This is a genomic window from Ideonella sp. (assembly GCF_035254525.1).
Classification (GTDB): domain Bacteria; phylum Pseudomonadota; class Gammaproteobacteria; order Burkholderiales; family Burkholderiaceae_C; genus Ideonella.
Window position 1 is genome coordinate 37307 of record NZ_DATFAN010000026.1, and the last position, 18859, is coordinate 56165.

An 18859-nucleotide genomic window follows, 5' to 3' on the forward strand; every position below is an offset into this window, starting at 1 on the left:
CACAGCGTAAGGCCAAACGGCAACCGGCGTCAGGCGGGCAGGCCGGTGTGTTCCGCAATGTAGGCCTTGACCCGGGCGGCATCCGGCGGCATCACGACGAAACGCTTGGGCAGCGCCTCGATGCCCTCCAGGCCAGCCGGGCGCTCGGGCTCGCGCCCCAGCGCCTCGCGGATGGTCTCGGCGAACTTGGCCGGAAGCGCGGTCTCCAGCACGACCATGGACACGCCGGCCTCGGCCCGCTCGGCCGCCACCTTCACGCCATCGGCCGTGTGGGTGTCGATCATCGTGCCGTGGCGTTGCCAGGTCGAGCGGATCGTTTCCAGCCGGTCCGCATGGGTGCTCTTGCCGGACTGGAAGCCAAAGGCCGCGATGCGCGCGAATTCGTCGGCCGACAGCGTGAAGCCGCCTTGGCGCTCGATCTGGGTGCCGAACAGCTCGCGCGTGCGGGCCGCGTCGCGGCCCAGCAGGTCGAACACGAAGCGCTCGAAGTTCGAGGCCTTGGAGATGTCCATCGACGGGCTGGAGGTCTCGTGCGTCTCGGCGCCCTTGCGCACGCGGTAGGTGCCGGTGCGGAAGAACTCGTCGAGCACGTCGTTCTCGTTGGTCGCGACGACGAGATGCTTGATCGGCAGCCCCATCATGCGGGCCACGTGGCCCGCGCAGACGTTGCCGAAGTTGCCCGAGGGCACGGCGAAGCTGACCTGCTCGGCATCGCTCTTCGCGACCTGGAAATAGCCGGCGAAGTAGTAGACGACCTGGGCCAGCAGGCGCGCCCAGTTGATCGAGTTGACCGTGCCGATCTTCTGACTGCGCTTGAAGGCCAGGTCGTTGGAAACCGCCTTGACGATGTCCTGCGCGTCGTCGAACACGCCCTCGACGGCGATGTTGTGGATGTTCTCGTCCTGCAGGCTGAACATCTGTGCCTGCTGGAACGGGCTCATGCGGCCGTGCGGGCTGAGCATGAACACACGCACGCCGCGCTTGCCGCGCATCGCGTATTCGGCGGCGCTGCCGGTGTCGCCCGAGGTCGCCCCGAGGATGTTGAGCTGCTCGCCGCGCCGTGCCAGCTCGTACTCGAACAGGTTGCCGAGCAGTTGCATCGCCATGTCCTTGAAGGCCAGCGTCGGGCCGTTGGACAGGGCTTCGATGTACAGCCCCGAGTCGCCGAGTCGGCGCACCGGAACGACGGCTTCGGTGCCGAAGGTCGCCTGCGTGTAGGTCTTCGCGACCAGCGCCTTCAGGTCGGCGCTGGGGATGTCGTCGATGTACAGCGACAGGATCTCGAAAGCCAGGTCGGCATACGACAGGCCGCGCCAACGGGCCAGCGTGGCCTCGTCGACCTTCGGGTAGGCAGCCGGCAGGTACAGGCCGCCGTCCGGCGCGAGGCCTTCGAGCAGGATCTCGCAGAAGCGCTTGGGCGCGGGATCGCCGCGGGTGCTGAGGTACTGCATGTCGTTCAGGCCAGCTCTTCTTTGCGGATCGAGACGATCGGCGCCAGCACGCTGGACAGCGCCTGCATCTTGGCCAGCGCGTCGCGCATGCGGCCCTCGACGGTGTCGTGGGTCAGGATGATCAGGTCGGTCGACTTCTCGCCCTCGGCGGATTCACGCTGCAGCACGGCGTCGATCGAGATGTCGTGCTCGGCCAGGATGGTGGTGATCTTCGACAGCACACCGGCTTCGTCCGCCACGCGCAGCCGCAGGTAGAAGGCGGTCACGACCTGCTCGATCGGCAGGATCGCGGTGTCGGCCATCGCGTCGGGCTGGAAGGCCAGGTGCGGCACGCGGTGGTCCGGGTCGGCCGTGTGCAGGCGGCAGATGTCGACCAGGTCGGCCACCACCGCCGAGGCCGTCGGCTCGGAGCCGGCGCCCTTGCCGTAGTACAGCGTCGTGCCGACGGCATCGCCCTGCACCACCACCGCGTTCATCGCCCCTTCCACGTTGGCGATCAGCCGCTTGGCCGGCACCAGCGTCGGGTGCACCCGCAGTTCGATGCCATGCTCCCGCCGCTTGGTGATGCCCAGCAGCTTGATGCGGTAGCCGAGCTGCTCGGCGTACCGGATGTCGGTGGCCTGCAGCCTGGTGATGCCTTCGATATACGCCTTGTCGAACTGGACTGGCACGCCGAAGGCGATGGCGCTCATGATCGTCGCCTTGTGCGCGGCGTCGATGCCTTCGATGTCGAAGGTCGGGTCGGATTCGGCATAGCCCAGGCGCTGGGCCTCCTTCAGCACCGTGGCGAAATCCAGCCCCTTGTCGCGCATCTCGCTGAGGATGAAGTTCGTCGTGCCGTTGATGATGCCGGCGATCCATTCGATGCGGTTGGCCGTCAGGCCCTCGCGCAAGGCCTTGATGATCGGGATGCCGCCGGCCACGGCGGCCTCGAAGGCGACCATCACGCCTTTGGCGTGCGCGGCGGCAAAGATCTCGGTGCCGTGCACCGCAAGCAGCGCCTTGTTTGCCGTGACCACGTGCTTGCCGGCCGCGATGGCCTCGAGCACCAGCGCCTTGGCGATGCCATACCCGCCGATCAGCTCGACGACGATGTCGATCGCCGGGTTGGCGATCACCGCGCGCGCGTCGGCGACGACTTCCACGCCTTCGCCGACGATGGACTTCGCGCGGGCCACGTCGAGGTCGGCCACCATCGTGATCTCGATGCCCCGGCCGGCGCGGCGCTGGATTTCATGCTGGTTGCGCTGCAGCACCTTGAAGGTGCCCGAGCCGACGGTGCCGATGCCCAGAAGGCCGACCTGGATAGGTTTGGTTTCGACTTCACGCCGCTCTGCGACATGAGCCTGCACCGCAACACTGGGTGTTGTCATAGGAATCTTCTAGGAGTGACGCTTGCGATAGTGATCGAGGAAGCGGGCAATGCGGCCCACGGCCTCGGTGAGGTCGTCGGTGTTCGGCAGGAACACCAGACGGAAGTGATCGGGCGTCGGCCAGTTGAAGCCGGTTCCCTGCACGATCAGCACCTTTTCCTCGGCCAGCAGTTCGTAGGCGAACTGCTGGTCGTCCTCGATCGGGTAGACCTTCGGGTCCAGGCGGGGGAACATGTACAGCGCCGCGGTCGGCTTGACGACCGAGACACCGGGAATCTGGGTGAGCAGCGAGTATGCGAGGTCGCGCTGGCGCGCCAGCCGCCCACCAGGCGCGACCAGGTCCTTGATGCTCTGGTAGCCCCCCAAGGCGGTCTGGATGGCCAACTGGCCCGGCGTGTTGGCGCACAGGCGCATCGAGGCGAGCATGTTCAGGCCCTCGATGTAGTCGCGGGCGTGGCGCTTGTCGCCCGAAACCACCATCCAGCCGGCGCGGTAGCCACACGAGCGGTAGTTCTTCGACAGGCCATTGAACGTCAGGAACAGCACGTCGTCGGCCAGCGAGGCGATGCTGGTGTGCTCGACGCCGTCGTACAGCGTCTTGTCGTAGATTTCGTCGGCAAAGACGATCAGCTGGTGCTGGCGCGCGATCTCGACGATGCCTTCGAGCACCTCGACCGGATAGAGCGCGCCCGTCGGGTTGTTCGGGTTGATGAGGACGATCGCCTTGGTGTTCGGCGATACCTTGGCCTTCATGTCGGCCAGGTCGGGCAGCCATCCCGAGCCCTCGTCGCAGCGGTAGTGCACCGGCGTGCCGCCGGACAGCGCGACCACCGCGGTGTACAGCGGGTAATCCGGCGACGGGATCAGCACCTCGTCACCCGCGTCGAGCAGCGCGTTCATGCTCATCGCGATCAGCTCGGAGGCGCCGTTGCCCAGGTAGACGTCGTCCACCGTGACGCCGGAGATCTTCTTTTCCTGGCAGTAGTGCACGACCGCCTTGCGCGGCGCGAACAATCCCTTGGAATCGGTGTAGCCGGCCGCATGTGGGAGATTGCGGATCATGTCCTGCACGATCTCGTCGGGCGGCTCCAGGCCGAACGCGGCGACGTTGCCGATGTTCAGCTTGATGATCTTGTGGCCCTCTTCCTCCATCTCCCGCGCCTTGTCGAGCACCGGGCCGCGGATGTCGTAGCCGACGTTGGCGAGCTTGCTGGACTTGGCGATGGGTTTCAAACCGGGGGCTCCTCGACAGCGCGGCAGGACGGGTGGCTCGGGGCGACCCTCGCAGGTGCGTTGTTGCGCTGCAAAACGTACAATTTAACCATAGGCGTTTCACCAAGGATTGGCGTCGGCCAGCCGGTGGAGATGCCCAGGGAGCACGATGAAATTTCAACCGGATCACCTCGATGGCGTGAACGCCATTTCGAAGCTGGAAACCGGCCGGGTCTGGGTGCACGCGACTTCGTTCGCGTCCAGCGTCCTGGTGCCGTGGCGCGGTGAGGTGAAGGCCTGGCCCGTGGCAAGCGCCAGTGCGTTGCAGGCCGATCACTTTGCGGCGATCGTCGAGTTCGACCCGGAACTGGTGGTCTTCGGCAGCGGTGCCACCCATCGGTTCGTCTCGCCTGCCCTGTACCGCTCGTTGATCGAGCGCCGCATCGGGGTCGAAACCATGGACACCGCCGCGGCCTGCCGCACGTTCAACGTGCTGGTCCACGAGGGGCGCAGGGTGCTCGGCGCCTTCGTGATCGAAGGCGCGGTGGCGCATGGCCCTTGACCGGCCGGTTCAAGCCGCCACGCGAGGAATACCTCACACTTCAATTTATAATGACGGGCTATGCCTCACAGGGGCGCCCGCATAAGACACAAACCTCATGACGCCAGCCCTCAACAAACCCCTGCCGGAAATTGAAGCGCAAGCCACCGGGGGCGTGAAGTTCACGCCGCAGGCCTTCAAGGGCCAGGCGATCGTGCTGTATTTCTACCCGAAGGACAACACCCCCGGCTGCACCACCGAGGCGATGCAGTTCCGCGACCAGCACAAGGATTTCCTGAAGGCCGGCGCCGTCGTGTTCGGGGTGTCGCGCGACAACATGGCTTCGCACGAGAAGTTCAAGCAGAACCTCGAGTTGCCGTTCGAACTGATCGCCGACACGGAGGAGAAACTCTGCCACATGTTCGGCGTGGTCAAGAACAAGATCATGTATGGCAAGAAGGTCAAGGGCATCGAGCGCTCGACCTTCCTGATCGATGGCCAGGGCATGCTGCGCGCCGAGTGGCGCGGCATCAAGGTTGCCGGGCACGTGGACGAGGTGCTGAAGGCGGTGAAGGACCTGAAGAAGGCGGCGTGACGTTCCGCTGCGGATGTGCATAATGGGTTCATGCCCGAGACGCCGATGCCGAGCATCAACCCACCAAGCCGCACAGCCGTCTGTGCGGCTTTTTTGTCTCTGGCACCCGCGCACCCTTGTCATTGAGCCTGCCCTCCATGCCCTTGCCAAAGCCACCCACCACCCGCGCCGCCATCCTCCCGCCCTCCGCCTACGAAACCCAAGCCGCGCCGAAATCGGCGCGCCACAGCCCCCAGGCCGGCGCCGCAAGCGCCGATGACGACACCCCCGCCCTCGCGCTGCGCAAGGACAGTGACAGTGCCGGCACCCTGGCCGCGCCGCCCCTGCCGGCGAAAAGCCGCGCCGCGGCGCCCGCCCGCAAGACGGCCGCTGCCGAGCCCAAGGCGCGCAAGCCGCGCAGCGCCGGCCCGGCCAAGCTCTTCGTGCTCGACACCAACGTCCTGATGCACGACCCGATGTCGCTCTTCCGCTTCGAGGAGCACGACATCTACCTGCCGATGATCACGCTCGAGGAGCTCGACGGCCACAAGAAGGGCATGAGCGAGGTCTCGCGCAACGTTCGCCAGGTCAGTCGCGAGCTCGACGCACTGGCCGCCGACAGCAAGCTCGACCCCACTGCCGGCATCGCGCTGGCGAAAACCGGCCACCGCGAGGCTGGCGGCAAGCTGTTCTTCCAGACCACGCTGCGTGAAATCAAGCTGCCGGCCGGGCTGCCACAAGGCAAGGCGGACAACCAGATCCTCGGCGTCGTCCAGTCGCTGCGCGAGGAGCTCAAGGGCCGCGAAGTCGTGCTGGTGTCCAAGGACATCAACATGCGCGTCAAGGCGCGCGCGCTCGGGCTGGACGCCGAGGACTATTACAACGACAAGACCCTCGAAGACGGCGACCTCCTTTACACCGGCGTGCTGCCGCTGCCCAGCGACTTCTGGGATCGCCACGGCAAGACGATGGAGAGCTGGAGCCAGGGTGGCCACACCTTCTACCGCATCAGCGGGCCGCTGGTGCCGGCGCTGATGGTCAACCAGTTTGTCTACCTCGAGTCGCCCGGCGAGGCGCCGCTGTACGCCCGGGTGACCGAGATCACCGGCAAGACGGCGGTCTTGAAGACGCTGCGCGACTACACGCACGGCAAGAACGCGATCTGGGGCGTCACCGCGCGCAACCGCGAACAGAACTTCGCGCTGAACCTGCTGATGGACCCGGACTGCGACTTCATCACGCTGACCGGCACCGCCGGCACCGGCAAGACGCTCATGACGCTGGCCGCCGGCCTGTCCCAGGTGATGGAGGACCGCCGCTACACCGAGATCATCGTGACCCGCGTCACCGTGCCCGTCGGCGAGGACATCGGCTTCCTGCCCGGCAACGAGGAAGAGAAGATGGGCCCGTGGATGGGCGCGCTGGACGACAACCTCGAGGTGCTGGCCAAGAGCGACAACTCGGCCGGCGAATGGGGCCGCGCCGCGACCAACGACCTGGTGCGTTCGAAGATCAAGATCAAGAGCCTGAACTTCATGCGCGGCCGCACGTTCCTGAACAAATTCGTGCTGATCGACGAGGCGCAGAACCTGACGCCCAAGCAGATGAAGACGCTGGTGACCCGCGCGGGCCCCGGCACCAAGATCGTCTGCCTGGGCAACCTGGCGCAGATCGACACACCCTACCTGACCGAAGGAAGCTCGGGCCTGACCTACGCAGTCGACCGCTTCAAGGGCTGGCCGCACTCCGGCCACGTGACGCTCGCCCGGGGCGAGCGTTCACGGTTGGCGGACTATGCTTCGGACGTGCTCTGACTCTCCGGCAAGGGGCGGGCGCCCTATTTCGCCAGGTAGTCGAAGAAGGCTTTCGGGCTGACGTCGCGGCCGAGGAAGTCGCGCACGAGCTGCTCGGGCGGCCGCTGGCCGCCCTGGCTCAGCACCGTGTCGCGGTAGCGTTTGCCGACCGCCGGGTCGAGCCGGTCGGCGGCGAAAGCCGTGCGCAGGTCCATCGCCACCACCAGGCTCCACAGGTAACCGTAGTAGCCCGAGCCGTAGCCGCCGGCCACATGGCTGAAGCCTGACGGAAAGGTGGTGCCGGCCACGTAGCCCAGCGGCGTTCCACCCTCCATGCGGCGCCACAGGCCCATCGGCTCGGGCGCCTCGGGGCCGTGCAGCGCCAGGTCGAAGCTCGCGTACAGGTGCTGGCGCGCCGTCTGGCTACCCTTGGTGAACTCGCGCGCTGCGCGGGCCTTTTCGATCAGCTCGTCGGGCACCGGGGTGCAACTCGGGCACACCTCGGCGAACAGCTTGAGCACCTTGCGGTCGAAGATCCAGTCCTCGAGCATCTGGGACGGCGCCTCGACGAAGTCCAGCTCGGTGCTGGTGCCGGCATTGAGCGCGTAGCGGGTCTTCGACAGCGTCGCGTGCAATGAGTGGCCGAACTCGTGCAGCAGCGTATCGAGCTCCTCGATCGTGAGCCCCTTGCGGTCGAAGTTGACCACCAGCGCGGCCTGGGGAATGCGGTCGCTCAGCGTCGAGCCACTGCGATACGACCACACCGCCGCGTGGCCATACTTGCCGTCGCGCGGGTACAGGTCGACGATCAGGCTCGCGATCGGCTTGCCGGTCGCGGCGTCGCTGATCGCAAAAGCCTGCGCCTCGGGGTGCCACAGCCGGGCCGGCACCGGCGTGTAGCGGATGCCGAACATCGTCTCGGCAATGCGCATCACGAAGCGAACGCTTTCCTGCGGCGGGAAGTAGGGCCGGAAGGACTCCTCGTCGACGGTGAAGCGCTCCTTGCGCAGGCGCTCGGTGTAGAAGGCCACGTCCCAGCGCTGCAGCGTCACCTTGTCTGTGGGCTGGCCGAGATGGCGCGCCTTGGCGTCGCGCAATTCGGCGAGGTCGCGCTGTTCGCCTTCATTGACCGCATGCTTGACCTCGCCGAGGAACCGTTCGGCATTCGCGATGCTCTTGGCCATGCGCCGGCGCAGCACGAAGTCGGCGTAGCTTTCGAAGCCGAAGAGCTTCGCGTAGTCACGCCGCAGGCGGGCGATCTCGGCCAGCAGCTTCAGATTGGCCGGGCCACCCTCGTTCATCTTGGCGCGCCACATCTTTTCTCGGGTGGCCGGGTTCTCGGCGCGCTCCATCACCGGGAAGTAGGTCGGGTAGTCCAGCCCCAGCAGCAGGCTGCCCTTCGCGCCCGGCCTGGCCGATTTCAGCACCTGCTCCGGCACGCCGCGCAGTTCATCGGGCGTGAAGGACAGGCGCAACTTGCCGTCGCGCACGTTCATGTCGAACTTCTGCCCCAGTTCGCCGATCCGGTTGACGAGTTGCTTGGCGCGCGCACGCTGGGCCGGGCCTAAGCCGACACCCGAATCCTCGAAGCCCTCCACCGTGACGCGAAGCGATTCGCGGTCGATCTCGTCGGCAGGCACCGAATCCTTGGCCGCCTGGTACAGCTTGGGGTTCTGGCCGACGCTGGTCAGGAAGTCCTGCCAGCGCAACTCGCAGGCTTCTGCCGCATCGCGCACCTTCTGATCCGGATGCACATTGCGGATGAATTCGATCGGGCCATGGATGTCCTCGACCCAGCCGTAGAAGGCGTCGTACTCGGCGATCCATTGGGCCGAGGCCGGTTGCCTGGCCAACGACTTCAGTTGCGATGCCGCACCGCGCAGGCCGGTGTCGCAGGCCTGCCGCACCTGGGCGGCCGTCCTGAACTCCGGGAATGCCGGCCCCGGCAACTGCGCGGGATCGCTCGCCCGGGCCGCCGGCGCCATCGTCAAGGCTGCGCTGCAGGTGGCCAGCACCATCCAAGCTTTCATCATCGGGATTCCTGTTCTGCGCCGGCACGCGTGGCGAGCCACTGTCGCCTGCCGCACCGCCGAAAAGCCGGCATTGTGGCGTGGGAGCCGGGCAGGATGCTCAAGCCTGTTCATCGTCGGGCACTCCGTCACGCTCCCCCCGAGCGCCGCAACCCAGACGAAGAGTGAATTGCAAGTAGTTGAAAACACTGGTTTTTCGGCTTGACAACAAGTTAGGGGGGCCCGTATCCTGCCGCCCGTGCCGAGGTCTTCCCACTCCCTGCCGGGCCGGCTCGCGCCTGGCAAGTCCGTTCGCCGCCTGCTGCTGGCCGGCGCTCTGGCTTCGGCCATCGGGCTGGCCCACGCAGCGCCCCAACCTGCGGCGCATGACCCCGTCATGCAATTGCTGCAGGAGCGCGGGCTGATCCAGGCCAATGGCGGCGTCGCGGCATCTCCCCCAGCCGCCGAGCCCGGCCTGCTGGGGCAGGTGCGCGAAACGACGACCGACCTCGTGATGGCCGCGATGAACTTCATCGGCGTGCGTTATCGCCGTGGCGGCACCACGGTCGAGAGTGGCTTCGACTGCTCCGGCTTCACGCGCTACGTGTTCGAGAACAGCATCGGCCTGGTGCTCCCGCGCCGCGCCGACGAGCAGGCCCATGCACCGGGCCTGTTCACGATCGCCAAGGACGAGTTGAAACCCGGCGACCTCGTGTTCTTCAACACCCTGCGGCGCACGTTCTCGCACGTCGGCATCTACGTGGGGGACGGCAAGTTCATCCACGCGCCGCGCAGCGGCAGCGAAGTCCGCGTCGAGGACATGCGGGTCGCCTACTGGGCCAAGCGCTTCAATGGCGCCCGGCGCGTGCCGCAGGCGAGCCTCGCCGAGCCCGCCCGGCCAGCCCCCTGAGCCACGGCACACGAGCGGGCGCAAGCCCGTGCTGGCGCCGACCCCATCGCCCACCGGGTGCCTCGGGCACGGCACAATGCGGCCATGGGTGAACGAGTCATAGCACTGGCCGATTGGCGCCGCGCCCCGGTGATCCGACCGGCTTCGCCGATCGCTGCCACCGGCCTGCTTGCCGACGCACTCGGCCGCCCCTTGCGCGACCTGCGCATCTCGGTGACCGACCGGTGCAACTTCCGCTGCAGCTACTGCATGCCGAAGGAAGTCTTCGACACCCGCTATGCGTTCCTGCCGCACGCCCAGTTGCTGAGCTTCGAGGAGATCACCCGTCTGGCCGGGCTGTTCGCGGCCCACGGCGTGCGCAAGCTGCGGCTGACCGGCGGCGAGCCGCTGCTGCGCAAGCACCTCGAGGGCCTGATCGAGATGCTGGCCGAACTGCGCACGCCCGACGGCGAGCCGCTGGACCTGACGTTGACCACCAACGGCTCGCTGCTCACCCGCAAGGCCGCGGCGCTGAAGGCCGCCGGGCTGAAGCGGCTGACGGTCAGCCTGGATGCGCTGGACGATGCGATCTTCCAGCGCATGAACGACGTGGGCTTCCCGGTCGCCGAGGTGCTGGCCGGGATCGACGCGGCGCTCGACGTCGGCCTGGGGCCCGTCAAGGTCAACATGGTGGTCAAGCGTGGGGTCAACGACCACGAAGTGCTGCCGATGGCGCGCTACTTCCGCGATCGGTATGGCCCGGCGGCGACGCTGCGCTTCATCGAGTTCATGGATGTCGGGGCCACCAACGGCTGGCGCCTCGACGACGTGGTTCCCTCTGCCGAACTGCTGCAGCGCCTGCAACGCGAGTGGCCGATCCAGGCGCTCGAAGCCAGCGCGCCCGGCGAAACCGCCGAGCGCTGGGCCTACGCGGATGGTCGCGGCGAAATCGGCCTCATCTCCAGCGTCACGCAGGCCTTCTGCCGCGACTGCAACCGCGCTCGTCTGTCGACCGAAGGGCAGCTCTTCCTGTGCCTGTTCGGCAGCCGCGGTCACGATCTGCGCGCAATGCTGCGTGGCGGCGCCAGCGACGCCGAGATCACCTCGGCCATCGCCCACATCTGGGCCGGCCGCGACGATCGCTACTCGGAGTTGCGCGGCTCGGCCACGGCGCCGCACGCTGGCGAGCGCAAGGTCGAAATGCACTACATCGGAGGCTGAGGCCGCGCGGCCTCGGCGAGGTCAGCGCTTCACCGAAGCGACGCCCTTGTTGGCCAGCTCGTCAGCCTTTTCGTTGCCCGGGTCGCCGGTGTGGCCGCGCACCCAATGCCACGCCACTTGGTGCTGCTGCACCAGCGCGTCGAGGCGCTGCCAGAGCTCCATGTTCTTGACCGGCTTGTTGTCGGCCGTGCGCCAGCCACGCCGCTTCCAGTTGTGGATCCAGGTCGTGATGCCGTTCTTCACATACTCGCTGTCGGTGTAGATCGCCACCCTGCAATGGCGCTTCAGCGTCGACAGCGCCTCGATCACCGCGGTCAGTTCCATGCGGTTGTTGGTCGTCGCGGCCTCGCCACCGAACAACTCCTTCTCGTGGCCGCCAGCGCGCATCCAGGCGCCCCAGCCCCCGGGGCCCGGATTGCCCTTGCAGGCCCCGTCGGTATAGATCGTCACCTCGCTCGTCGAGGCCCTCACTTCAGTCACGTCGTTCCTTCTTCTTCGAATTGAATGCTGCGGTTCAGCACCGGGGTGCCCTGCGGCTTGACGCGCTCGCTGCGGGCCAGCCCGATCAGCCGCAAGCCACGCACCCGCTTGACCGCGACCAGGCAATACACCGCGCCGAACACCGGCCACCAATGCGAACCCACACGGTCCATCCAGGCAAATCGATCGAGCCAGCGCTGGGCGCCCATCGGCGGCCGCCAGCAACCGAAGCTGCCCGCCTCGATCTCGAAGCCGAGCAGGCGCAACCAATCGCGGGCGCGCCAATAGCCGATGAATTCTCCGGCACGCGGCAGAAACAGGCTGCGCTGGCCGCCATGCTCGCGTGCCAGCCGCAGCCGCGCATGCCCAAGGCGCTGGCGCACGCCCCACAGGCTCACCGGGTTCAGCCCGACGATGACCACCTTGCCCTCGGGGCGCAGCACGCGCGCCACCTCGGCCAACGTGCGGTGCGGGTCGGCGGCCTGCTCCAGCGTGTGCGGCAACACCACGAGATCCAGCGCCTGGTCGGCAAACGGCAGCGCGTCGTGTTCGCAGTGGAGCGCCACCGGCACGGGGCCCAGCGAGGCAGGGCTGCCCGCGTCGCCGGCCAACGGCGGCAATTCGATGGGCGACGGCAGGGTCAGGCTGTCGCTCGCCACCCAGCGGTGCGGCATGCGGTTACTGCGCAGGGTGTCGATCTCGGGCAGACCGATCTGCAGCGCATGAAAGCCGAAGATGTCGGCCACGGCCCGGTCCAGACGCGCCTGCTCCCACTCCAGCAGATAGCGGCCAGGCGGGGTCCCCAACCAGAGGCCCAACTCTATAATCGCGTCGTTTTGCGTCATGAATCTGATCGCCCTGCCCGCCTTTGCCGACAACTACATCTGGATGCTGCACGACGGCCGCGAGGCCCTCGTGGTCGATCCGGGTGACGCGGCGCCGGTGATCGACGCACTCGACCGTTGCGGGCTGGCGCTGACGGGCATTCTAGTGACGCATCACCACGGTGATCACGTCGGTGGCCTGGAAGCACTGCAGCCCCACTTGCAGGGCCCCGTGCATGGGCCCGCGCACGAGCCGATGCCGGTGCCGGTCGTGCCTCACGAAGCCGGCGACGAACTGCGATGGCAGGGCATCTCCTTCGAGGTGCTCGATGTGCCGGGGCACACGGCCGGCCACATCGCCTACCACGCTGAAGCGGCCCCCGGAGGGCCGCTGCTGTTTTGCGGCGACACGCTGTTCTCGGGCGGCTGCGGTCGCCTGTTCGAAGGCACGCCGGCCCAGATGCACGCGTCGCTCACCCAACTCGCCGCGCTGGCGCCGGACACGCGCGTGTGCTGTGCCCACGAGTACACGCTGGCCAACCTGCGCTTCGCGCTTGCGGCCGAGCCCGGCAACCCCGATATCGCCCGGCACCAGGCCCGGTGCGAGGCGTTGCGCGCTCGCGGCGAGCCGACGCTGCCCTCCAGCATCGGGCTGGAGCGGCGCATCAACCCCTTCATGCGGTGCGCCGAGCCTGCCCTGGCTGAATCGGCGCATCACCACGGCGCGCGCAGCGACGACCCGACGGAGGTCTTCGCGGCGCTGCGCCAATGGAAGAACAACTACCGATGAAGCACCCATCTGCCCGACGCCCGGCACTGTCCTCGCTGTGGATCGCCGTCGCCATCGTCCCCTGGTTCGTTGGCTGTGCCACGCCGATCGAGCCGGCCGCGGTGCCAATCGTCGAGGCAGCGCCAGCACCGGCGCCGGCGGACGAACCGGCCGAATCGGTTGCCGCTGCCCCAGCCTCCCCAGCCACCCCGGCGGCGTCGGCCCCCGAAGATGCCGAGAACTTCGTCGCCACGCCGATCGACCCTGTCCAACCCGAGCGCCCGGTCGACCTCTATGACGACAAGGCCAAGGTGGACCTGTGGGCGCGCGTGCGCCAGGGCTTTGGCATGCCCGACATCGACAACGATCTCGTGCATGGGCGCGAGCAGTGGTATGCGCAGCGGCCCGACTACGTGCAGCGCATGACCGAGCGCGGCAGCCGCTACCTCTTTCACGTCGTCGAGGAGCTCGACAAGCGCGGCATGCCCACCGAGCTCGCATTGCTGCCCTTCATCGAGAGCGCGTTCAACCCGCAGGCCCAGTCGGTGGCGCGCGCGTCGGGCATGTGGCAGTTCATCCCGTCGACGGGCAAGGATTACGACCTCAAACAGAACATCTTCCGCGACGACCGGCGCGATGTGCTCGCGTCGACCCGCGCCGCGCTCGACTACCTCGGCCGGCTGTACGCGATGTTCGGCGACTGGCATCTCGCCTTGGCCGCTTACAACTGGGGCGAGGGCAACGTGAAGCGGGCCATCGCGCGCAATGAGAAGGCCGGCCTGCCCACCGATTACCTGAGCCTGCGCATGCCGAACGAAACCCGTCTGTACGTGCCCAAGCTGCAGGCCGTGAAGAACATCGTGAGCCACCCCGACCAGTTCGGCCTCGAACTGCCCGAGCTGCGCAATCACCCGTATTTCCTCAGCGTACCGATCGAGCGCGACATCGACGTCAGCCTGGCCGTTCGCCTGGCCGGGGTGCCGCTCGAGGAGTTTCGCTACCTGAACCCGCAGATGAACAAGCCGGTGATCCTGGCGGCCGGCACCGAGCAGATCCTGCTGCCGTACGACAACGCGAACCAGTTCACCCAGGCGCTGGCCGCGCACCGGGGGCCGCTGTCCACCTGGACGGCGTGGGTGGCGCCGAAGACGCTGCGCCCGGCCGACGCTGCCAAGCAGGTCGGAATGAGCGAAGCGGCGTTGCGCGACGTGAACCGCATCCCGCCGCGCATGCTGGTCAAGGCCGGTTCGACGCTGCTGGTGCCGCGCACCGCGCGGCGTGACAACGATGTGTCGGAGCACCTGGCCGACAACGCGATGATCGCCCTGGCACCTGACGTGCCGCCGCTGAAACGGCTGACGCTGCGCGCCGGCAAGCGCGGTGAATCGGTCGCTTCGGTCGCGAAACGCTACAACGTCGCGGCCAGCCAGGTCGCTCAGTGGAACAAGGTGAGCGCCTCGTCTCAGTTCAAGGCCGGCGCGGCGATCGTCGTCTACGTGCCCAACCGCCCCGCGACCCGCGTGGCGGCGGTCAGCAAGTCGGGCACGCGCCCCGCCGCCCGGCCGGTCATGCGCTCATCGGCCACGCCGAAGGCGAGCCCGGTGCGCATGTCGCGCAAGTAAGAGGAACAGCGCCGGGGCGAGGCCGGCCTTCAGCGCCGGTCGACCAGCGCATGCGCGATGGTCGACAGGTCGACGTACTCGAGTTCGCTGCCCGCCGGCACGCCACGCGCGAGCCGAGTGACCTTCAGGCCGCGCGCCTTCAGGCCCTCGGCCAGCACATGCGCCGTCGCCTCACCCTCGGCAGTGAAGCTGGTGGCGAGGATGACCTCTTCGACCTGGCCATCGCTGGCTCGCACCAGCAGGCCCGAAGCGCCCAGCGCGCTCGCACCCACGCCATCGAGCGGGCTGATGCGCCCCATCAGCACGTAGTAGTAGCCGCGATAGCTGCCGGTTCGCTCAAGCGCCGCCTGGTCGGCCGGCGTCTCGACGACGCACAGCTGCCGCGCATCTCGAGTCGTGTCACGGCAGATCGCGCAGACCTCGTCGTCGGTGAAGGTGTGGCAGCGGCTGCAGTGGCGCACCGACTGCACGGCCTGCTCGAGTGCCCGCGCGATCTGCTGCGCCCCGCCACGGTCGTGCTGCAGCAGGTGGAAGGCCATGCGCTGCGCGGACTTCACCCCCACGCCCGGCAGCTTGCGCAGCGCGTCGATCAGTGCGTCGAGGTGCGAGGTGGACACGCCGCCCCGGTCAGAACGGCATCTTCATGCCGGGCGGCAGCGGCATGCCGGCGGTGAGCTTGCCGAGCTTCTCCTGGCTGGTCGCCTCGGCGCGGCGCACCGCATCATTGAAGGCGGCGGCGACCAGGTCTTCCAGCATGTCCTTGTCGTCCGCCAGCAGGCTGGGGTCGATCGTGACGCGCTTAACGTCGTTCTTGCAGGTCATCACGACCTTGACCAGGCCGGCACCCGATTGGCCTTCGACCTCGATCGTCGCGAGTTCCTCCTGCGCCTTGCGCAGGTTGTCCTGCATGGCCTGGGCCTGCTTCATCAGGCCGGCGAGTTGACCCTTCATCATGGTGCGTCCTTCGGTGGGTTCGGTGGAAAGAGGTGTCAGGCGGGGCGGATCGAGCCCGGTACGATGCGCGCCGTCGAGAACTGCGCGAGCATCGCCTGGACCAGCGGGTCGTCGTGAATGATCGCCTCGGCCTCGCGCTGGCGCTGCGCGGCCGCCTCGGCCTCGCGCCGCGCCGGTGAATCGCCCGGCGTGCCGGCCGCGACTTCGATCCGGATGCTCAGCCCCGTGTGGGCGCGCAGCGCGGCCTGCAGCTTCTCGGCCAGCGTTGGCGCGCGCAGTGTCTCGCGCTCGACGCGCAGGCACCAGCGCTCGGCGCCGCCGTCGGCGGGCTCGACGAGCGTCAACTCGGCTTGCATGGCCAGTTCCCGCGCGAGCGCGGCGATCGCGTTGGCGGCGACCAGTGCCGCCACCAGGTCGGCCCAGCGGTCACCGAGCGCGGTGCGACGCACCTCCGGCACCGGCGTGCTCGGCGCCACCGCCGTGGCCGCTTGCGGGATCACCGCGGTCGCCGGCGGTGTGGGTGTGGGTGTGGGCGTGGGCGTTGCCGCGTGCACCGCCGGTGCACGGGCCGACACGAGCGCAGCCGCCTCGCCTTCGAACGGCGCCTCGTCCATCCACGGCGGGGGTTCGTCGGCGGCCGCGGGCACTGCCTTGGGCGCCGAGGCTGGCGTGGGCGCGGCAGCGGGTCGCGCCGCGGCGGCCACCGTCGGCCGAGCAGGCGATGCCGGCGCCACGCTCGGCACCGGCGGCGGCACGACGGCCCGTGCCCGCTCGGCCTGACGCGCCTGCAAGGCGGCCGACGCCGGTGCCGGGGCATTCGCCGGGCGCTCAGGCGAGCGCGCCGCGCCGCCGCCCTGGGCTGGAAACGCGAGGAAACGCAGCAACACCATCACCAGGCCGGCGTACTCGTCGGGCGCCAGGCTCAACTCGGCGCGGCCCTGCAGCACCATGCTGTAGAGCAGTTGGGTCTCGTCAGGTGCCAGGCTGGATGCGAGCTGGCGGCTCGCGTCGGTATCGGGGTCGGTCGGGTCGAGGGCACCGGGCACGGCCTGCTCGACGGCCATCTGCTGCAGCAGGCGGGCCATCTCTTCCAGCGTGCCCGCGGCCGACAGGCCCTGGCTGCGCAGACCCTCGGCCTCGGCCAGCAGCGCCGGGCCGTCGCGCCCGGCCAGCGCCTCGATCAAACGCTGCGCGTGGCGGCGGTCGACCGTGCCGAGCATCGCCCGCACGGCCGTTTCCTCCAGTTGCCCGCCGCCGTAGGCGATGGCCTGGTCGGTCAGCGACAGCGCGTCGCGCATCGAGCCGCGCGCAGCACGCGACAGCAGGCGCAGCGCACCCGGCTCGACCGGCACGTTCTCCTTGGCCAGCACGTTCTGCAAATGCTCGGCCACCGTCTGCGGCGCCATCGGCCGCAGGTTGAACTGCAGGCAGCGGCTCAGCACCGTCGGCAGCATCTTCTCGGGGTCGGTCGTCGCGAGCACGAACTTCAGGTACTCGGGCGGCTCTTCCAGCGTCTTCAGCAACGCGTTGAACGCGTCCTTGGTCAGCTGGTGCGCCTCGTCGATCATGAAGACCTTGAAGCGGCCGACGCTGGGCTTGTACGAGGCGCGCTCGATCAGGTCACGCGCTTCGTCGATGCCGCGGTTGCTGGCGGCGTCGAGCTCCGTGTAGTCGATGTAGCGGTCGGCGTCGATCTCTCGGCAGGCGGAGCACACGCCGCAGGGCTTGGCGGTGATGCCACCCGTGCCGTCGGGCCCGGTGCAGTTCAGGCACTTCGCGAGGATGCGCGAGACCGTCGTCTTGCCGATGCCGCGCGTGCCGGTGAACAGGTAGGCGTGGTGCAGGCGGCCCTGCTCGAGCGCATGGGTCAGCGCCCGCACGACATGGTCCTGGCCGACCATCTCCTCGAAGTTGCGCGAACGGTACTTGCGCGCCAGGACCACATAGCTCATGACGGGCATTCTACGAGGGGCACCGTGCCATCCCGGGCCGCGCCGAACCGCTGGCGGATAATCCGCGGCCATGAGTTCCACGCCTTCCACCCCCGGCACGCTGAGCTACGAGCAGGCCGGTGTCAACTACGACCTGATCGACCCGCTGAAGGTGGCCGCGCAGCGCGCTGCCGCCGCCACCGCCGGGCACCTCGCCGGCCACGGCTTCACCGAAGTGAAGGCCTCGCGCGGCGAATCCGCCTACGTGGTCGACGTGGGCCCGTTCTACCTGGCGAGCATCGTCGAGTGCCTGGGCTCCAAGGCCCTGGTGGCCGACGAGATGAAGGCGCTGACCGGCAAGAGCTACTACGCCGGCATCGCGCAGGACACGATCGCGATGGCGGTCAACGATCTGATCACGGTCGGCGCCACGCCGCTGGTCGTGCAGGCCTACTGGGCCGCTGGCGGCAGCGACTGGTTCGGCGACGCGCAGCGTGCACAAGCCCTGGTCGAGGGCTGGAAGAAGGCCTGCGACGTGTGCGGCGTGGCCTGGGGCGGCGGCGAGACGCCGGCGCTGGCCGGCATCGTCGAGAGCGGCCGCATCGACCTCGCCGCATCGTGCACCGGCATCGTCAACCCCAAGAGCCGGCTGTCGGTCGGCGACGCCCTCGCGCCGGGTGACGCGATCGTGCTGCTGGCCTCCAGCGGCATCCACGCCAATGGGCTGAGCCTGGCGCGCAAGCTGGTCGAGCGTCTCCCGCAGGGCTACCTGACCGACGTCGCGCCGGGCCTGAGCTACGGCGACGCGCTGCTCGCCCCGACCACTCTGTACAGCCCCGTGACCGAGGCGCTCGCCAAGGCCGGCATCGCGATGCACTACTGCGCCAACATCACCGGCCACGGCTGGCGCAAGCTGTTGCGCCACCCGAGCACGCTGACCTACCGCATCGAGGCGCTGCCCCCGGTGCCACCGGTGCTGCAATTCATCCAGCAACACGCCCAGCAGGACGACCGCGAGGCCTATTCGACGCTGAACATGGGCGCCGGCTTCGCGCTCTTCGTCGCCGCCGCCGATGCCGAGAGGACCGTGGCGATCGCCAAGGCCCAGGGCGTGGATGCGCTGGTTGCCGGCCGCGTCGAGGCCGGCCCGAAGCAGTTGTTGATCGAGCCACTGGGCATCTGCTTCGGCGACGACGATCTTCAGCTGCGCTGAAGC

Annotated in this window: 17 protein-coding genes; 8 read left to right on the plus strand and 9 right to left on the minus strand. The window is 68.3% G+C overall.

Going from position 1 to position 18859, the window contains the following annotated elements; translation table 11 throughout:
* Positions 1–29: 29 nt before the first annotated feature.
* Genes thrC through VJ693_RS02840 form a run of 3 tightly spaced genes read right to left on the minus strand, consistent with a single transcriptional unit; the run spans position 30 to position 4057 of the window.
* A complete protein-coding gene (thrC, locus tag VJ693_RS02830; RefSeq protein ID WP_324151948.1) occupies positions 30–1451 on the minus strand; it encodes a threonine synthase in 1422 nt (473 codons plus the stop codon).
* A gap of 5 nt (positions 1452–1456) precedes the next feature.
* A complete protein-coding gene (locus VJ693_RS02835; RefSeq protein ID WP_324151949.1) occupies positions 1457–2824 on the minus strand; it encodes a homoserine dehydrogenase in 1368 nt (455 codons plus the stop codon).
* Positions 2825–2833: 9 nt separating this feature from the next.
* Positions 2834–4057: a pyridoxal phosphate-dependent aminotransferase gene (locus VJ693_RS02840; protein ID WP_324151950.1), complete on the minus strand. Its 1224-nt coding sequence runs from the start codon at positions 4055–4057 to the stop codon at positions 2834–2836.
* Positions 4058–4205: 148 nt separating this feature from the next.
* Between VJ693_RS02840 and VJ693_RS02845 the strand changes: the two genes are divergently transcribed.
* The 3 genes from VJ693_RS02845 (at position 4206) to VJ693_RS02855 (ending at position 6965) form a co-directional block, all read left to right on the plus strand.
* Positions 4206–4598, plus strand: coding sequence for an Mth938-like domain-containing protein (locus tag VJ693_RS02845; protein ID WP_324151951.1), 393 nt, complete (start codon positions 4206–4208; stop codon positions 4596–4598).
* 97 nt (positions 4599–4695) lie between these two features.
* Entirely contained in the window at positions 4696–5172 is a 477-nt protein-coding gene (locus VJ693_RS02850) for a peroxiredoxin (protein ID WP_324151952.1), read from the plus strand.
* A 137-nt stretch (positions 5173–5309) separates the two neighbouring features.
* Positions 5310–6965: a PhoH family protein gene (locus tag VJ693_RS02855; RefSeq protein WP_324151953.1), complete on the plus strand. Its 1656-nt coding sequence runs from the start codon at positions 5310–5312 to the stop codon at positions 6963–6965.
* Positions 6966–6988: 23 nt separating this feature from the next.
* Here the strand turns inward: VJ693_RS02855 and VJ693_RS02860 are convergent, their stop codons facing one another.
* Positions 6989–8974: a M3 family metallopeptidase gene (locus VJ693_RS02860; protein ID WP_324151954.1), complete on the minus strand. Its 1986-nt coding sequence runs from the start codon at positions 8972–8974 to the stop codon at positions 6989–6991.
* Between the two features lie 376 nt (positions 8975–9350).
* Between VJ693_RS02860 and VJ693_RS02865 the strand changes: the two genes are divergently transcribed.
* Positions 9351–9863, plus strand: a complete 513-nt coding sequence (locus VJ693_RS02865) for a C40 family peptidase (protein WP_324151955.1) — start codon at positions 9351–9353, stop codon at positions 9861–9863.
* Positions 9864–9947: 84 nt separating this feature from the next.
* Entirely contained in the window at positions 9948–11063 is a 1116-nt protein-coding gene (moaA, locus tag VJ693_RS02870; protein ID WP_324151956.1) for a GTP 3',8-cyclase MoaA, read from the plus strand.
* A gap of 21 nt (positions 11064–11084) precedes the next feature.
* Here moaA and rnhA read toward each other — a convergent pair whose 3' ends face one another.
* Positions 11085–11534 (minus strand): ribonuclease HI, encoded by a 450-nt coding sequence (gene rnhA / locus VJ693_RS02875; protein ID WP_414652217.1) that lies wholly within the window; start codon positions 11532–11534, stop codon positions 11085–11087.
* 5 nt (positions 11535–11539) lie between these two features.
* Entirely contained in the window at positions 11540–12388 is an 849-nt protein-coding gene (locus tag VJ693_RS02880; RefSeq protein ID WP_324151958.1) for a class I SAM-dependent methyltransferase, read from the minus strand.
* Here VJ693_RS02880 and gloB point away from each other — a divergent pair.
* A complete protein-coding gene (gene gloB, locus VJ693_RS02885; RefSeq protein WP_324151959.1) occupies positions 12387–13157 on the plus strand; it encodes a hydroxyacylglutathione hydrolase in 771 nt (256 codons plus the stop codon). The genes VJ693_RS02880 and gloB overlap by 2 nt on opposite strands.
* Positions 13154–14758 carry a transglycosylase SLT domain-containing protein gene (locus VJ693_RS02890; protein WP_324151960.1) on the plus strand — a complete coding sequence of 535 codons (1605 nt, stop codon included), beginning with the start codon at positions 13154–13156 and terminating at the stop codon, positions 14756–14758. Before gloB ends, VJ693_RS02890 begins: the two co-directional genes overlap by 4 nt.
* Positions 14759–14787: 29 nt before the next feature.
* On the opposite strand, the gene recR is transcribed toward VJ693_RS02890, so the two are convergent.
* From recR to dnaX, 3 genes are read right to left on the minus strand one after another with little or no spacing between them, the layout of a single operon-like run.
* Complete coding sequence (recR, locus tag VJ693_RS02895) at positions 14788–15375, minus strand: recombination mediator RecR (RefSeq protein ID WP_324151961.1); 588 nt, start codon at positions 15373–15375, stop codon at positions 14788–14790.
* 10 nt (positions 15376–15385) lie between these two features.
* The gene (locus tag VJ693_RS02900; protein WP_324151962.1) at positions 15386–15712 is read right to left on the minus strand and encodes a YbaB/EbfC family nucleoid-associated protein; all 327 of its coding nucleotides are present in this window, start codon (positions 15710–15712) and stop codon (positions 15386–15388) included.
* Between the two features lie 35 nt (positions 15713–15747).
* Positions 15748–17664 carry a DNA polymerase III subunit gamma/tau gene (gene dnaX, locus VJ693_RS02905; protein ID WP_324151963.1) on the minus strand — a complete coding sequence of 639 codons (1917 nt, stop codon included), beginning with the start codon at positions 17662–17664 and terminating at the stop codon, positions 15748–15750.
* A gap of 70 nt (positions 17665–17734) precedes the next feature.
* Here dnaX and VJ693_RS02910 point away from each other — a divergent pair, with 70 nt between their 5' ends.
* Positions 17735–18856, plus strand: coding sequence for an AIR synthase-related protein (locus VJ693_RS02910; protein ID WP_324151964.1), 1122 nt, complete (start codon positions 17735–17737; stop codon positions 18854–18856).
* Positions 18857–18859 lie beyond the last annotated feature (3 nt).

Excerpts from the sequence above, each read along its gene's own strand:
- VJ693_RS02890 (WP_324151960.1), top strand. The coding sequence starts at position 13,154 with ATGAAGCACCCATCTGCCCGACGCCCGGCACTGTCCTCGCTGTGGATC.
- thrC (WP_324151948.1), bottom strand. The coding sequence starts at position 1,451 with ATGCAGTACCTCAGCACCCGCGGCGATCCCGCGCCCAAGCGCTTCTGC.
- VJ693_RS02880 (WP_324151958.1), bottom strand. The coding sequence starts at position 12,388 with ATGACGCAAAACGACGCGATTATAGAGTTGGGCCTCTGGTTGGGGACC.
- VJ693_RS02865 (WP_324151955.1), top strand. The coding sequence starts at position 9,351 with ATGCAATTGCTGCAGGAGCGCGGGCTGATCCAGGCCAATGGCGGCGTC.
- VJ693_RS02835 (WP_324151949.1), bottom strand. The coding sequence starts at position 2,824 with ATGACAACACCCAGTGTTGCGGTGCAGGCTCATGTCGCAGAGCGGCGT.
- VJ693_RS02860 (WP_324151954.1), bottom strand. The coding sequence starts at position 8,974 with ATGAAAGCTTGGATGGTGCTGGCCACCTGCAGCGCAGCCTTGACGATG.
- dnaX (WP_324151963.1), bottom strand. The coding sequence starts at position 17,664 with ATGAGCTATGTGGTCCTGGCGCGCAAGTACCGTTCGCGCAACTTCGAG.
- VJ693_RS02850 (WP_324151952.1), top strand. The coding sequence starts at position 4,696 with ATGACGCCAGCCCTCAACAAACCCCTGCCGGAAATTGAAGCGCAAGCC.
- VJ693_RS02900 (WP_324151962.1), bottom strand. The coding sequence starts at position 15,712 with ATGATGAAGGGTCAACTCGCCGGCCTGATGAAGCAGGCCCAGGCCATG.
- gloB (WP_324151959.1), top strand. The coding sequence starts at position 12,387 with ATGAATCTGATCGCCCTGCCCGCCTTTGCCGACAACTACATCTGGATG.
- VJ693_RS02910 (WP_324151964.1), top strand. The coding sequence starts at position 17,735 with ATGAGTTCCACGCCTTCCACCCCCGGCACGCTGAGCTACGAGCAGGCC.
- moaA (WP_324151956.1), top strand. The coding sequence starts at position 9,948 with ATGGGTGAACGAGTCATAGCACTGGCCGATTGGCGCCGCGCCCCGGTG.
- VJ693_RS02855 (WP_324151953.1), top strand. The coding sequence starts at position 5,310 with ATGCCCTTGCCAAAGCCACCCACCACCCGCGCCGCCATCCTCCCGCCC.
- VJ693_RS02845 (WP_324151951.1), top strand. The coding sequence starts at position 4,206 with ATGAAATTTCAACCGGATCACCTCGATGGCGTGAACGCCATTTCGAAG.